The organism is Bradyrhizobium hereditatis (genome assembly GCF_020329435.1).
In the GTDB taxonomy this organism is placed as follows: domain Bacteria; phylum Pseudomonadota; class Alphaproteobacteria; order Rhizobiales; family Xanthobacteraceae; genus Bradyrhizobium; species Bradyrhizobium hereditatis.
Window position 1 is genome coordinate 71,126 of sequence record NZ_JAGKJK010000009.1, and the last position, 14,977, is coordinate 86,102.

The window sequence follows — 14,977 nt, forward strand, 5'->3', positions numbered from 1 at the left end:
CTGATCCTGGCTTCCCCCTACTGTCCCTTCAAACGGCGCATGACGTTCGACCGTCTGTTGCGCCGCGACACAGGGAGCGGAACGCGAACCGTCATGCAGGATCGGACGCCCTCACGGCTGATTATCGGTATTTCCGGAGCTTCCGGCGTCGTCTATGGCGTCCGCCTGCTGCAATTGCTCCGTAATGCCGGCGTCGAGACGCATCTTGTGATGTCGAAGACGGCTGAGCAGACCTTTGCCTACGAGACCGACCTGAAGATCTCGGAGGTGAGGGCGCTTGCCAATTTCAACCATGCCATCGACGACATGGCCGCCTCGATCTCCAGCGGTTCGTTTCGTACGGCAGGCATGGTCGTCGCTCCCTGCTCAATGCGGTCAATGTCGGAAATTGCATCCGGCGTCACGACCACCCTGCTGACGCGGGCCGCCGACGTGATCCTCAAGGAGCGACGCCGGCTCGTGTTGATGGTGCGCGAGACGCCGCTGCATACGGGGCACCTGCGCACGATGGCCGCACTCTCCGAGATCGGGGCGATCATCGCGCCGCCAGTGCCAGCGTTCTACGCCAAGCCCGACAGTCTGGACGACATGGTCGAGCACACGGTCGGACGCGTGCTCGACCTGTTCGATATCGATATCGGCGTGGTGCGCCGCTGGGGCGAAGACGAGGCGCTGAAACGTCGATCACTGCGAAAAATTGCTCCCTGAATGCCTGCCGAAGACCACCGACAGGAGCACATCATGCGGACCGAAAACCTGGCCAGACCCGCTGCTGCGGACGCGCCAAAGGATTTGCGCGCCTGGCTCGCCCATCTTGCCGAGCGGGGCAGGCTCGCGGTCGCCCGCGAGGGCGTGGAGCTCGCCGACGAACTTGCTGCCGTTTCGAAGCGGCTGGAGCGCGATCGCGCGGTGCTATTTCCAAAGCCGGGCGGACACGACATTCCGGTGGTCGCCAATCTTTTCGCGGCCCGGGACTGGGTCGCCGAATCCATCGGTGTTGGCGCGGAGCAGTTGCTGGCGCGCTTCCTCGCTGCGGCGCGCGAGCCGCTGCCGAGCCGCGAAGTTAGCAGCGGGCCGGTTCAGGAAATCGTCCACAACGAGGTCGACCTTCTCAGGCAGCTACCAATCCCGAAGCACAACGAGCGCGACAGCGGGCCCTATATCACGGCAGGTCTGCTGATCGCGCGCAATCCGCGCAACGGCATTCAGAACGTATCGATCCATCGCTGCCAGATCAGCGGTCCGAACCGGATCGGCGTTCTATTGCTACCCAGGCACACGCTTTCCTATTTCCGCATGGCCGAGGAGGCGGGCGAGGCGCTCGAGATCGCGATCGTTATTGGAGTCCATCCGGCATTGCTTCTGGCGTCGCAGGCGATTGCTGCGCTCGATGAAGACGAGATGGGGATAGCCGGCGCACTGCTGGGTCAACCTATCGACGTCGTGAAGTGCAAGACCAATTCCGTCCGCGTGCCGGCTCAGGCGGAGATCGTGATCGAAGGGCGAATTCTCCCGCGCGTGCGTGAGCCGGAAGGGCCGTTCGGTGAGTTTCCCCAATACTACGGGCCGCGCGCAAACCGGGAGGTTATAGAGGTGGACGCCGTCACTCACCGTGCCCGGCCGATCTACCACACGATTGTCGGCGGTGGCTATGAGCACCTCATCCTCGGCGCCGTGCCGCGTGAGGCGACATTACTGCAGCATTTGCGGCGAAGTTTTCCAAACGTGCTCGACGTGCGTCTGCCGCGTGGCGGTACCTGCCGCTACCATCTTGCGATCAAGATCAACAAGACGTCCGACGGCGAGCCGAAGAACATCATCATGTGCGCCTTCGGCGCGCACTACGACATCAAGCAGGTCGTTGTCGTCGACAAGGATGTCAATATCGACGACTCCGAGGAAATCGAGTGGGCGATAGCGACGCGCTTCCAGGCCGATCGCGATTTGTTGGTCGTTTCCGGCGCGCTCGGCTCCAAGCTCGATCCGACCACTCGGGACGGCATCAGCGCCAAGATGGGTCTCGATGCGACCGTGCCGGTCGACGCGCCGGAGCTCGATTTCAAGCGCATTCACGTCAAGGGCGAGGAGCAGGTCGATCTCGCTTATGCCCTGCAGAAGAATCCGGATTCGGCGCTTTCGCGTGTTCTTGCCCAAGATCGGCTTTAGGGAATCAAGGCCGGCCTGTTCGACCAACCATGTATCATGAGCCGAAGAGCTGTCGATGTTGATGACTTCAAGCCAGCGCAGTGGCGGCGAAATTCTCGTCGATACGCTGAAGATCAACGGCGTGGATACGGTATTCTGCCTGCCGGGTGAAAGCTTCCTGGCCGTGATCGATGCGCTTGCCGGCGCGGGCGAGACGATCCGCACGATCGTGACCCGGCATGAGGCGGGCGCGGCGCACATGGCCGAAGCGTATGGCAAGCTGACCGGGCATCCCGGAATCTGCTTTGTCACGCGGGGGCCAGGCGCAAGCCATGCCGCCATCGGCGTTCACACGGCCTCGCAGGATTCGACCCCGATGATCCTGTTCATCGGTCAGGTCGCCCGCGGCATGCTGCGGCGTGAAGCCTGGCAGGAGGTCGACTTCCGCCGGATGTTCGGCGGCATGGCCAAATGGGTGGTCGAGATCGATCGTGCCGAGCGCATTCCCGAGCTGGTCAGCCGCGCCTTCCATGTTGCGGTGTCCGGGCGCCCGGGGCCGGTCGTAGTCTCGCTGCCTGAGGACATGCTGACGGAGCAAGCCGCGGTCGCGAATGCTGCTTCTTACGTGCGGGTTGCGGGCCATCCCGGTCCCGCTCAGTTGTCGCGCTTGGTCGAGATGATCGACGGCGCCGAGCGGCCGCTGGTGATCGTCGGTGGCGGCGGATGGAATGCCCGAGCCTGCGCGGATCTCAAGGGCTTCGTGGAGACATTCAGCCTGCCGGTTGTCGCCGGCTTCCGGCGACAGGACATTCTCGACAATCGGCATTCGCACTATGTCGGCCACGCGGGCCTGGGCCCAAGCCCAAAGTTGATCGAACGCATTCGCGGCGCCGACCTGATCATCGCCTTGGGCGGACGCCTGGGTGAGACCACGACTTCGGGCTACACGTTGTTTGAAATTCCTCGGCCGGCTCAGCGCCTCGTGCACATACATGCCGACCCGAACGAGCTTGGACGCATCTATCAGGCCGATCTGTCGATCAACGCCGGTATGTCCGAGATGGCCGCGGCGCTCGCCGGGCTCCGGTCTTCGGAGCGATACGAAGCGGGGACGGAGGCGCGGCGGAAGGCATGGCTCGCAGCGGCGCGCGAGGAGTTCATCGCCGATCAGATACCCGGATCGATGCCAGGCCCGGTCGATCTCGGCGCGGTGATGCTTCACTTGCGCGAAGCCCTGCCGGACGATGCCATCATCTCGAACGGGGCGGGCAACTACGCGATCTGGGTGCACAAGTTCCATCGCTATGGCGGTTTCAGGACGCAGCTTGCACCGACATCCGGCGCGATGGGCTATGGCCTGCCTGCGGCGATCGCGGCCAAGCTGGTTCATCCTGACCGCACGGCAGTCTGCTTTGCCGGCGATGGCTGCTTCCTGATGAGCGCCAACGAGCTTGCGACCGCATCGCAGTACGGGCTTGGCGTGATTGTCATTGTCGTCAACAACGGCATGTACGGCTCGATTCGCATGCACCAGGAAAAGGAATATCCGGGGCGCGTTCATGCGACAGCGCTCGAGAATCCGGATTTTGTCGCGCTGGCCCGCTCGTTCGGGTGCTATGGCGAACAGGTTCTCGAAATTGAAGGTTTTGCCGCCGCCTTCGCGCGGGCAAAGACCTATGCAGACGAGCGGCGCAAGCCGGCCCTCCTCGAACTGAAGATCGATCCGGAGGCCATCACACCTTCTGCCACGCTGACCCAATTGCGTCAGCATGCGCTGGCGTCGCGGCACGCGGTACGATTCGCACCATGAAAACGAAGCAGCTTGTGAAGGGAGGACCAGTATGTCGACAGCTCTGCGCATCGCTCACGGCACCTTCGGTAGGGTTGCGCTCCTGGATATGGATCGCTCGCTGGTGCGCCACGCGCATCCGCAGTGCCACGTCCTCCTGAAGGTCGAAGGCGCCGATACGCAATTCATGGTGGGGGACAGAGCCTATCCACTCACCGATACCAATGCTGTCCTGGTCGATGCCTGGACGCCGCATGCCTATGTGCATGATCCGGCGCGGCCGAGGACTCTCATTCTCGCGCTCTATGTCGAGCCGCATTGGCTGAAGGAATTTCGTTCCGGCTGGGCCGCCAGCGGCGCGCCCGGCTTTTTCGACCAACCTTCCGGAGAGGTCTCGCCGCGGATTCGTCAGCTCACGCTCCGGCTGGCCGCCGAAATGGTAGAGCACCCGGACTGCACCCGCACCCATGAACAGGCGCTCTCGGATCTGATGATCGCGGTGATCGAGCGTTTCACGGCATGGCGCCGCTTTCCGGCTTCGATCCGCGGCATGAATGCGAAGAGCTGCGACTGGCGGATCAGGCGCGTTACGGAAGCGATGCGCGCCAGGGAAGGCTCATGCGCTAACGTTGACCAGTTTGCGAAGAGTGCGGGCTTGTCGCGTGCGCAGTTTTTTCGTCTGTTCGAGTCCTCGCTTGGCATATCGCCCAAGATCTACCTGAATGTGGTGCGCATGGAGCGGGTGCTCGATGCGGTCATGCATCAGGATATGCCCTTTGGCGAGATCAGCGAGCGTTTCGGCTTCCCGGAGCCTGCGCATTTCACGCGCTTCTTTCGCGATCACGCCGGCGTGAGTCCGCGCGAGTTCCGCAACGTCTCGCGCCTTGCGAGCTGATCTTCCGCGCGCACCTCCAAATGAGACGATTTGGTAAGTGGTGAGAGCGGACGGTATGGCTCCTCTGGCTGGCGTTCTTACATCTGATCCGCGTGGCGTCGCAGAGCGCAATCGGGAGGAATGTCGTAAATGGCGCAGGTGGCGGCTCGACCGGCATCATCTGTCGACATGGAAGGCCGGCCGTGGGTCGGCCGTTCGATCGAGCGCGTCGAGGATGCGGCACTCCTGACTGGCCGCGGCCGTTTCATCGACGATATCGGCACGCCGCCGGGCACGCTGCATGCTGCGATCCTTCGATCACCCCACGCTCACGCCGACATCATTTCGATTGACGCGGAGGCGGCACGTCGCGCCCCGGGCGTTGCGGCCGTTCTCACCGGCAAGCAGATCGAGGCGCTGACCTCAAGCCTCGTGGTCGGCGTAAAGGCGCCGGTGGAATGCTGGCCAATCGCGACGAAACGCGTTCGCTATGTCGGCGAGCCCGTCGCGGTGGTTGTCGCGAGCGATCGTGCTCGGGCCGAAGATGCCGTCGAACTGATCGATGTCGAGTACCGGCCGTGCATGGCCGTGGTCGATCCGCTGGCGGCGCTTGCGGCCGATGCGCCGGTTCTACACGATGGCTTTCCCAGCAACCTCGCAAGCGATCGTAGCTTCTCCTATGGCGATCCGGACCAGGCGTTTGCGCAAGCGCCGCATCGCTTCTCGATCGATATCCGCTATCCGCGCAATTCCTGCACGCCCATCGAAACCTATGGCGTGATTGCTACTCACGATGCGGCAGAGGACGCCTTCGACATCCTCGCCAATTTCCAGGGACCGTTCAGTATCCACACGGTGATCTCACGCGCCCTGAAAGTGCCAGGCAACCGGCTGCGGCTGCGCACCCCGCCCGATTCCGGCGGCAGCTTTGGCGTGAAGCAGGGCGTATTTCCCTACATTGTGTTGATCGGCGCGGCTTCGCGCGCTGTCGGACGTCCCGTGAAATGGATCGAGGACCGGCTCGAGCACCTCACTGCTTCGGTCTCGGCCACCAACCGCGCCACCACGCTTTCGGCTGCTGTCGCCGCCGACGGCAGAATCCTCGCTCTCGATTGGGACCAGGTCGAGGATTGCGGCGCCCACCTGCGCGCACCCGAGCCAGCAACCCTCTACCGCATGCACGGCAACCTTACCGGCGCCTATGATATCCGCCATGTGAAGGTGCGCAATCGCGTCGTGGTCACCAACAAGACGCCGACTGGGCTGAACCGCGGGTTTGGCGGACCGCAAGTCTACTTCGCGCTGGAGCGGCTGGTGCAGCGGATCGCGATCGGGTTGCGCCTTGATCCGCTCGACGTCATCAAGCGCAATCTCGTTCCCGCGAATGCCTTTCCCTATCGCACGGCCACCGGCGCGTTGCTCGATTCCGGCAACTACCAGGAAGCCGTCGCCAGAGCCGTCGAGCAAGGAAGATTGGCCGAACTGATGGCGCGACGCGACGAGGCGCGTGCGCAAGGCCGCCTCTACGGCATCGGTTTCACCGCAGTCGTCGAGCCCAGCGTCTCCAACATGGGCTACATCACCACCGTTCTCACGGCTGCCGAGCGGCGCAAGGCGGGCCCGAAGAACGGCGCCCAGGCGACCGCCACCATTGCGCTCGACCCACTCGGTAGCGTGACGGTTCACGTCGCTTCGGTGCCGCAAGGGCAGGGGCATCGCACGGTGCTGTCCCAGGTGGTCGCCGATGTGTTCGGCCTCAAGCCGCAGGATATTCGCGTCAACACAGAAATCGATACCGCCAAGGATGCATGGTCGATCGCCTCTGGAAACTATGCGAGCCGGTTTGCGGCAGCCGTGGCCGGCACCGCCAAATTGGCGGCCGAACGCATCGCTGCCCGTCTCGCGCGCGTCGCCGCCAGTCAGCTGAACGTAGAGCCGGCGGATATCGTATTCGCGGCCGGCTTCGTGGGTTCGAAGCACAATCCAGAGAACCGCCTTGCCTTTTCCAGAGTTGCGGCGCTCAGCCATTGGTCGCCGGGCTCATTGCGTGACGATGCTGACCAGACCATCCGCGAGACCGTGTTCTGGAGCCCGCCGGAGCTGACCGCACCGGATGATGACGATCGGATGAACTCCTCTCTCTGCCACGGCTTCATCTTCGATTTCTGCGGCGTCGAGATTGATCGCACGACGTTTGAAACACGGATCGATCGCTACGTGACCATGCACGATTGCGGCACCATCCTGCATCCGGCCATGGTGAACGGGCAGATCCGCGGTGGCTTTGCCCAGGCGCTGGGGGCGGCACTCTATGAAGAATACGCCTATGCCGCCGACGGCAGCTTTCTGACCGGAACGTTTGCCGACTATCTGTTGCCGACCACGACCGAAGTTCCGGATCCGCAGATCATTCACATGGAGACGCCGTCGCCGCTTACCCCGCTGGGGGCAAAAGGCGTCGGCGAAGGCAATTGCATGTCGACGCCTGTGTGCATCGCTAACGCCGTGGCCGATGCGCTGCGACTGGCCGACGTCACATTGCCACTGGTGCCGGCGAAGCTCGCCGACCTGGCGCGCGGGCCGGAACCGTTGCCGGCGGCAGGACAAACGAGGGCAGCCGCCGCTCGGGAGGCAGACCGCCGGCTGCGCGGAGAAGGCAGCGCTGCGGTCAAAGCTGCGCCGGAGCAGGTGTGGACGATGTTGCTCGATGCCAGGACATTGCAGGCCGTAATTCCCGGATGCCAGCGCATCGAGAAGGTCTCCGACACGCACTTCCGCGCCGACGTGACGCTGGGCATCGGTCCGGTGACAGGACGCTATCGCGCCGATGTCGAGTTGTTCGATCTCGACCCGCCCAATGCCGTCCGGTTGCGCGGCAAGGCCGAGGGTGCGCTCGGCTTCGGAGACGCTGAGGGGCGGATCACGCTCGAGCCCGACGGCAAGGGCGGCACGAGGCTGCGCTACAGCTATGACGCATCGATCGGCGGCAAGGTCGCCAGCATCGGGGGCCGCCTGCTCGACGGCGCCACGCGCGTGATCATCGGACAGTTTTTCGCGGCACTTGCGCGCAAGGCCGGCGGTGGAGCGTCCGCCAGCGGCTTCTCCCTCGTTGCGCTGCTCGGCAGGCTCGCAAGCCTGTTTGGAGGACGACGATGAAGCCCGCCGCCTTCGACTATGTCAGGGCCGAGTCCCTCGACGAAGTTCTGGAAGGACTTTCGAACGAGGGCGGCAATGCTCGCGTGCTGGCCGGCGGCCAGTCGCTGATGGCGATGCTCAACATGCGCCTGGCCCGGCCAAAGGTCCTGATCGACATCATGCGGCTAAAGGAGCTCAACCGCGTCGAGGAGCGGGCGGGCGTCGTGACGATCGGCGCGGGCGTGCGCCAGGCCACATTGCTCGCTTGGCCGGAACTGACACGGACGCTGCCACTGCTTGCGCTGGCGCTACCCTGGATCGGCCACGTCCAGACGCGCAGCCGCGGCACCATCTGCGGCTCGCTGGCGCATGCGGACCCCAGCGCCGAGATGCCGCTCGCGCTCATTGCGCTCGGCGGCGAGGTGCATCTGCGCAGCAAACGACAGCGTCGCCGCGTCCCAGCTCGCGATTTCTTTGTCGGTATGATGGCTACCGATCGCGCCGAAGACGAGTTGATCGAGGCCGTGTCGTTTCCCGGTCATCGCGGCGGCGGATGCGCCTTCCGCGAGGTCGCCCGCCGCCACGGCGATTTCGCCATCGTGGCCTGTGCGGCCGTGGCGACGCCGAACGGCGTCCGCTTTGCCGTGGGTGGCGTCGCAGATGTACCGATGGCGCGGGACTGGCCATGCCTGGATGGCACCGCGCTTGACGATGCGTTGAACGGCTTTGCTTACGAACTTGACGCGCGCGACGACGTGCACGCGACTGCGCGATATCGGCGCGATCTGGTGCGGATTATTGGGCGCGACCTGATCGGCGAGGTGCTGCAATGACGCGTCTTGCCGCCCATGGCCATCATCCAGTCCGCTTTCACCTGAACGGCAAACCAGTTGAGGCCGAGGCTGAGCCGCGCATGCTGCTTTCCGACTTCCTGCGCCATCGGATCGGCGCGACGGGAACCCATGTTGGCTGCGAGCACGGCGTTTGCGGCGCCTGCACGGTCATCGTCGATGGCATGCTCACGCGCTCTTGCCTCACCCTGGCAGCGCAGGTCGATGGCTGCGAGGTTCAAACCGTCGAGGGCCTCGCCCCCTCAGCCGACCGGCTTGGCATCCTGCAGCAGGCATTCCGCCGCAACCACGCTCTGCAATGCGGGTTCTGCACGGCCGGCATCCTGATGTCGCTCGATCACTATCTGCGCCGCAATCCCTCGCCGCGCGAAGCCGATATTCGCGATCTCCTCAGCGGCCATCTCTGCCGCTGCACCGGATACACCCCGATCATAAAGGCGGCGCTCGAAGCGGCCGCCGACTTTGCCAGCACCACGGAAGAGAAGTCAGATGCTTGATCTTGGCAGCAGCTTTGTTGCAAGCGTCGCGCGAGATCCGGATGCGCTTGCGCTGGTCGATGGCGATGTCCGCCTCACTTATCGCCAGTGGTACCGCAAGATTTCGACGCTCGTGGCATCCTTCGACCAAATCGCGCTGAGGCCCGGCGACCATGTCGTCACTGTGCTGCAGAACCGCTGGGAGGCGGCGACGCTGCATTGGGCCTGTCAATTGGCAGGCCTCGTCCTCACTCCCATCAACTGGCGCGCCAAGGCCGACGAGCTCGATTTCTGCATCGAAAATGCCGAGGCGCGCGCCGTGTTCTATCAGGATGTCTCCGCCGAGGCCGTCAGAAATTCCACACGCGCGGCCAGCCTGCAGCGCGTTGCGGTCGGCATGAAGGTCGACGGCGACCCGGCCTTCGCGGAGATGGTGGGTGGCACCGCTTCCGATGCCCTGCCGCGAGTCGGTGCCGATGCCTGGTCGATCATGCTCTACACCTCGGGCACGACATCTCGGCCAAAAGGTGTGCCGCGCCGTCACCGCGCCGAGCGGGCAGCGGCCGTCGCGCATGTGGCGCAGAACCTCTATGGCCGGGGCGAGCGCACGCTTGGCGTGATGCCGCTCTATCACACCATGGGCGTCCGCTCCCTGCTCGCCATGTCCCTGATCGGCGGCGCCTTCATCTGCCTGCCGCGCTACGACGCCCGCGAGGCGCTTGCGTTGATCGACCGTGAAAGGGTCAGCAATCTCTATCTGGTGCCGACGCTCTATCATGATCTCGTTCACCACGACGCGTTTGCTGTCACCGACATATCAAGCGTTCGAAAGCTCGGCTTTGCCGGCGCCTCGATGACGGATGGACTGCTCAAGAAGCTGGCCGACGTGTTCAAGCCTGAGCTGTTCGTCAATCATTACGGCAGCTCCGAGATCTACACCTTCACGATCGACCAGAATGCGCCGATCAAGCCCGGCTCAGCCGGCAAGGCCGGCATCAACCAGCACATCAGGGTAGTCCGCATCAACTCCCGCTCGGTGGACGAGCTGGCCGCACCGGGAGAGGAAGGCGAGATCATCGCCTTGCTCGCCGGCGATGAAGCGTTCGAAGGCTATTGGCGGCGGCCCGAAGCTGATGCCAAGGCGTTGCGCGAGGGCTGGTACTTTACCGGCGACACTGGCTTTATCGATGCCGAGGGCGATCTCTTCGTCACCGGCCGCGTCGACGACATGATCATCACCGGCGGCGAGAATGTTTCGCCGGTGGAGATCGAGAGCTGCTTGTCGCTGCATCCCGCGGTTTCCGAAGTGGCGGTGGTCGGTCTTGCCGACGAGAAATGGGGCAAGGTCGTCGCAGCCTTTGTCAAGCGCAATCGGCCGGTGTCGGAGGCGGAGCTCGAGCAGTTCTGCCGCACCTCGGGCCTTACCAACTTCAAGCGCCCGCGGCGTTACGTCTTCGTCGATGCCATCCCGAAATCGCCGGTCGGCAAGCTGCTGCGGCGCCTGCTCGTCGCCGGAGAGTATGACGCCGAGCGCCGGCCGCCACCGGACGCGGCCTGATCGCTTACAAACAGAAGGAAGCAAGAAATGCCGTCATCCTACATCTTTGCCGATCCTCGCCTGAACAAGCTCGACGGATTCAAGGTCGAGCTCGATGAGCAGCGCGAACGGGCCGATATCATTCTTGGCCGACCGCCCTATAACGTCGTCTCGATGCCGCAGCGCGACCAGCTGCGGCTGACCTTTGAAACGCTCGACGAAGATCCGCGTGTCCGTGTCATCGTGCTGCGGGCCGAAGGCGAACATTTCTCCAGCGGCGGTAATATCGGCGGCTTCATGGAAGCGAGCCCCGAGCATGTGTCGAAACTGGCCTGGAACATCGCGGCGCCCGCGCGTTGCGCCAAGCCGGTGATCGTAGCCAATCGCGGCTATTGCTTCGGTGTCGGTTTCGAGCTGTCGCTCGCCTGCGACTTCCGCATCGCGTCAGAGACCACGCAATATGCCTTGCCGGAACAGAAGCTTGGGCAAATCCCGGGATCGGGCGGATCCGCACGGCTGCAGAAGATGGTCGGCATTACCCGCACGAAGGACATCGTGATGCGATCAAAGCGCATTTCGGCAAAGCAGGCGCTGGAATGGGGGATTGCGACCGAATGCGTGCCGGACTTCGAACTGGAGAAGGCGACAGACCAACTCGTTGACGAGCTGCGCACCTTCTCGCCGCTGGCGCAGCGCACCGCGAAGAAGCTCCTGAACGATACGGAGGATTCCACGCTCGCGATCGCAATCGAGCTCGAGGGGCATTGCTACAGCCGGTTGCGCCAATCGGATGACTTCAAGGAAGGCGTCGAAGCTTTCAACGCCAAGCGTCCGCCGAAATTCGCTGGGCGCTGATCACGGGGAACCGGAATTAACGACACCGCACCGCGGCCGGTCTCATCGGGGCGACCCAAGCTTGGCCTCAACAAGAACAGGGTGCCAGCGCGGCCATACCGCGCTGCGGCTAGCGCCTCGGTAAGGGTGTAACATGGGTGCGGGACTCTTGAACCGCCTCATGCGAAGGATTGGATAAGCTACCGTAGCCCTAGTTGGTATGGGGAGAGGCGGTAGCGTTCCCCCGTTACCCGGCGCCATGATTTCCTGGCCAGACTACGATTGTGTAAGATTTCGTACGCTCGATGATAGCGGATAGTCGCGAGCGGCTGCACGAGCCCCGCCGCGGCCTCTAGTTCAATCCGTCGCAAACCTATTACTGATAGTTTTGAACCACGCACTCGGGAGTTACCGCCCAGTACTACTTGTCCTTGAAGCCAGATCGAACCACCTCGACGATTGCCGGAAAGCCGCCGATGCCCGATGCGATCACGGTCGCCGTGCGCTCCAGCGGCTCTGGGAGAACCGGCTGCTTCTGGCGCAACGGGAACATCAGATGTGAGGCCGATAATGTCTGCGCTCGGTGAAAAGATCGATCCTCGTGCCAGGCGTCATTTGCGTTAGAGCCCTCGAACGAACGCTTCGAGCGCCGTGTTGGTTCTGTTTGGCGCTTCCTGCTGCACCCAATGTCCGATATCCGAGATGATAGTAGAGCCGCGGAAATCGGTGCAGCCGATCCCGGGGGTAGCGTAAAGGTCCGCGCCCGGGATGAAGGCGCGTATTGGGTCGCGCTCGCCGGCAATGAAGGCCGATGGCTGCGCAATGCTCCGTCCGGTCAATTCGGCCAGATCGACGAAGTCCATGGTCTGGGCGCGGTATCTGTTGAGCGGGCCGCGAAAGCCGCCGGCACGAAACGCATCAACATAAACGCCGAGATCGGCCTCGCTCATCCAGCCTGGAAAAGGCTGTGGATCGATGAGCCCGTCTAGCAGCTTTGCCTCGGGCGGCTTCGGCTCAAGCCACTTGTTGAGGGATGCAGACCCGGACAACGCGAAATACATCTTGCGCAGGGCGGCCGCGACGTCTGGCTCAAGTTCCGCCTCGGCGACGCCCTCTTCCTGGAAATAAATCTGGTAGAAGAAACGTCCTTTGTAAGCGGATCGCGCCACTTCGATGAAAGGCGCTTTTCCGCGCGGAAAGAAGGGAACACTCAGACCAGCTACCGCTCGGATATTCTCCGGGTGTAGCAGTGCGGTATGCCAGACGATGGGCGCACCCCAGTCGTGGCCGAACAGAATAGCCGGGCCGCCGCCCAGACGGTCAATCACGGCAACGACGTCAGAGGCGAGATTGCGCAGTGTATAGGCCTCAACTTCTCTCGGCTTCGAGCTCCGTCCATAGCCGCGGACGTCGAGCGCGGCCACCCGAAAACCCAATGCCGCAAAATGCGCAATCTGGTGCCGCCAAGAGTACCAGAGCTCGGGAAAGCCATGGACGCAGACGATCAGCGGGCCTGAGCCGCTGCATGCCACATTAAGTTCTATTGGTCCGTTCTGGACAGTGACAAAATCCACTGAACTGTTCTCCATTGCCGATTACATCAGCGATCCCACGCGCGCCGCCAAGACGCGCTTAACATCGAGTCGCTCCGCCATCTTTGAAAGGTAAGGCGCAGCTTTGCTACAAACGACACGATCGATCCTGGAAAACTATGTGCCCTGGCTTTGCGCATTTCTTGGGCCTCGCGAATTTGTAAAGCTAATCGACGATAGGGAATGCGTCAACATCGGTTTGAAATTGGAACGGATGTGCGCGTCAGCTGGGCGAGGCGATGCCATGACTCTCCGCCTGACATTCAGCGTGCGAGCGCGCGTGGCCGTCATGCGCCGGTGGGGCTACCAAAGCACAGATTCGGTGGAATGGTTGAACTCGTAAGTTTCCGCCGCGCCGCGAGGCCGTCGCTAGTCGGCCGGCATACGCTTATCTAAATGCTTGACTAGTTCTGAAAAAGAACTGTAGGATTGCAGCATGCGACGTACCCCGGAAGGGTGCGCGTTTGGGAGGATACGCAATGTTGGTGAAATGGAAGACCGTGGCGGCTCTGACTTTATTTTTGAGCGGCCCGGCATTCGCGGCTGAAGAGCCCGGAATTTCAGCGACGGAGATCAAGATCGGCGGCGTTTTTCCCTTCAGCGGACCGGCTTCATCGATCGGGCTCGTGGGCAAGGGACTTATGGCCTACATACAGTCGGTCAACGACCGTGGCGGCATTAACGGTCGCAAGATCAACTATATCGCATATGACGACGCATACAGTCCGCCCAAAGCGGTGGAGCACGTCCGCAAACTGGTTGAGAGCGACGAAGTGTCGTTCATGTTTGGCCAGCTCGGCACTCCCGGCATCTCGGCTACGGCAAAATACCTGCGCTCGAAGGGAGTGCCCAGCATCGCAATTATCAGCGGGTCATCCAAGTTCACGGACGTCGCCAATTACCCGCTCACCACGACGGGTCTTGTCAGCTACGACACCGAAGGAAAGATCTACGCCAAGTATCTGACGAAGGCGCTGCCAAACGCCAAGTATGCCATCCTCTATCAGAACGACGACCTCGGCAAAGACTACGTCAACGCCTTCAAGGCGTTTCTCGGCAAAGATTTCGACCGAAAGGTCGTGAGCGCTTCCTATGAGGTGACCGAACCGACGGTTGATTCACAGGTCGTCAATCTGAGGAGCTCCGGTGCGGACGCTCTCGTGATTGCCGGCACACCGAAGTTCGCCGCGCAGGCAATCCGGCAAGCCTCGGTGATCGGCTGGAAGGCAACCGTGATCATCAATTTTCCATCCGGCTCTGTCGGAGGCACGCTGGCGCCCGCCGGTCTCGACAAATCGGTCGGCGTGATCGTCGGCACGACCAACAAGGATGTTCTGGATTCGGCATGGAAAGATGACCCGGGCATGCAGGCCTTCCGGGTGTTTTTTGATAAGTATTTGCCGGGTGCCGATATCACCAACGGCAGCTATCTGACTGGCTATCAGCAAGGCATCCTGCTCGAGCAGATTCTAAAGCAGTGCGGCAACGACCTGTCTCGCAAGAATATTCTTGCGCAGGCCAAGAACCTGAAGGACTTCGTCGTTCCGACTGCGCTGCCTGGCATCAAGGTGAACACCACCGACGCCGAGAACATGATCTGGACGCAGATGCGGTTGCAGCGATGGACCGGCACGAGCTGGCAAGCTTTCGGGGAAGTGCTGGACGCCAGGTCCGAGTGAGGTTGCATCGGCGCAGCGACAGGTGCGGCGGTTGGCAGGTTCAGGGCAAACTGCCGACCGGTCCG

General features: G+C 62.6%; 12 protein-coding genes. 10 read left to right on the plus strand and 2 right to left on the minus strand.

Annotated elements, in window-relative coordinates; translation table 11 throughout:
• Positions 1–93 precede the first annotated feature (93 nt).
• The 9 genes from J6524_RS21525 to J6524_RS21565 all read left to right on the plus strand — a co-directional run bounded on the left by J6524_RS21525 (position 94) and on the right by J6524_RS21565 (position 11,662).
• Positions 94–708, plus strand: a complete 615-nt coding sequence (locus J6524_RS21525; RefSeq protein ID WP_225674624.1) for a UbiX family flavin prenyltransferase — start codon at positions 94–96, stop codon at positions 706–708.
• A gap of 33 nt (positions 709–741) precedes the next feature.
• Entirely contained in the window at positions 742–2,166 is a 1,425-nt protein-coding gene (locus tag J6524_RS21530) for a UbiD family decarboxylase (protein WP_225674148.1), read from the plus strand.
• 61 nt (positions 2,167–2,227) lie between these two features.
• Positions 2,228–3,955, plus strand: a complete 1,728-nt coding sequence (locus tag J6524_RS21535) for a thiamine pyrophosphate-binding protein (RefSeq protein ID WP_225674626.1) — start codon at positions 2,228–2,230, stop codon at positions 3,953–3,955.
• 31 nt (positions 3,956–3,986) lie between these two features.
• Positions 3,987–4,829 (plus strand): helix-turn-helix transcriptional regulator, encoded by an 843-nt coding sequence (locus tag J6524_RS21540; protein WP_225674150.1) that lies wholly within the window; start codon positions 3,987–3,989, stop codon positions 4,827–4,829.
• Positions 4,830–4,958: 129 nt separating this feature from the next.
• Positions 4,959–7,964 (plus strand): xanthine dehydrogenase family protein molybdopterin-binding subunit, encoded by a 3,006-nt coding sequence (locus J6524_RS21545; RefSeq protein WP_225674152.1) that lies wholly within the window; start codon positions 4,959–4,961, stop codon positions 7,962–7,964.
• The gene (locus tag J6524_RS21550; RefSeq protein WP_225674154.1) at positions 7,961–8,776 is read left to right on the plus strand and encodes an FAD binding domain-containing protein; all 816 of its coding nucleotides are present in this window, start codon (positions 7,961–7,963) and stop codon (positions 8,774–8,776) included. Before J6524_RS21545 ends, J6524_RS21550 begins: the two co-directional genes overlap by 4 nt.
• Positions 8,773–9,291 carry a (2Fe-2S)-binding protein gene (locus J6524_RS21555; protein WP_225674156.1) on the plus strand — a complete coding sequence of 173 codons (519 nt, stop codon included), beginning with the start codon at positions 8,773–8,775 and terminating at the stop codon, positions 9,289–9,291. The genes J6524_RS21550 and J6524_RS21555 overlap by 4 nt, the downstream gene beginning before the upstream one ends.
• Entirely contained in the window at positions 9,284–10,828 is a 1,545-nt protein-coding gene (locus tag J6524_RS21560; RefSeq protein ID WP_225674158.1) for an AMP-binding protein, read from the plus strand. Before J6524_RS21555 ends, J6524_RS21560 begins: the two co-directional genes overlap by 8 nt.
• 27 nt (positions 10,829–10,855) lie before the next feature.
• The gene (locus J6524_RS21565; RefSeq protein WP_225674160.1) at positions 10,856–11,662 is read left to right on the plus strand and encodes an enoyl-CoA hydratase/isomerase family protein; all 807 of its coding nucleotides are present in this window, start codon (positions 10,856–10,858) and stop codon (positions 11,660–11,662) included.
• A gap of 400 nt (positions 11,663–12,062) precedes the next feature.
• Here the strand turns inward: J6524_RS21565 and J6524_RS37415 are convergent, their stop codons facing one another.
• Together J6524_RS37415 and J6524_RS21570 are read right to left on the minus strand one after the other, a co-directional pair.
• Positions 12,063–12,185 (minus strand): hypothetical protein, encoded by a 123-nt coding sequence (locus J6524_RS37415; protein ID WP_283843335.1) that lies wholly within the window; start codon positions 12,183–12,185, stop codon positions 12,063–12,065.
• Between the two features lie 76 nt (positions 12,186–12,261).
• Complete coding sequence (locus J6524_RS21570) at positions 12,262–13,215, minus strand: alpha/beta fold hydrolase (protein ID WP_225674162.1); 954 nt, start codon at positions 13,213–13,215, stop codon at positions 12,262–12,264.
• 497 nt (positions 13,216–13,712) lie between these two features.
• On the opposite strand from J6524_RS21570, the gene J6524_RS21575 reads away from it, so the two are divergent.
• Positions 13,713–14,912 carry an ABC transporter substrate-binding protein gene (locus J6524_RS21575; protein WP_225674164.1) on the plus strand — a complete coding sequence of 400 codons (1,200 nt, stop codon included), beginning with the start codon at positions 13,713–13,715 and terminating at the stop codon, positions 14,910–14,912.
• Positions 14,913–14,977 lie beyond the last annotated feature (65 nt).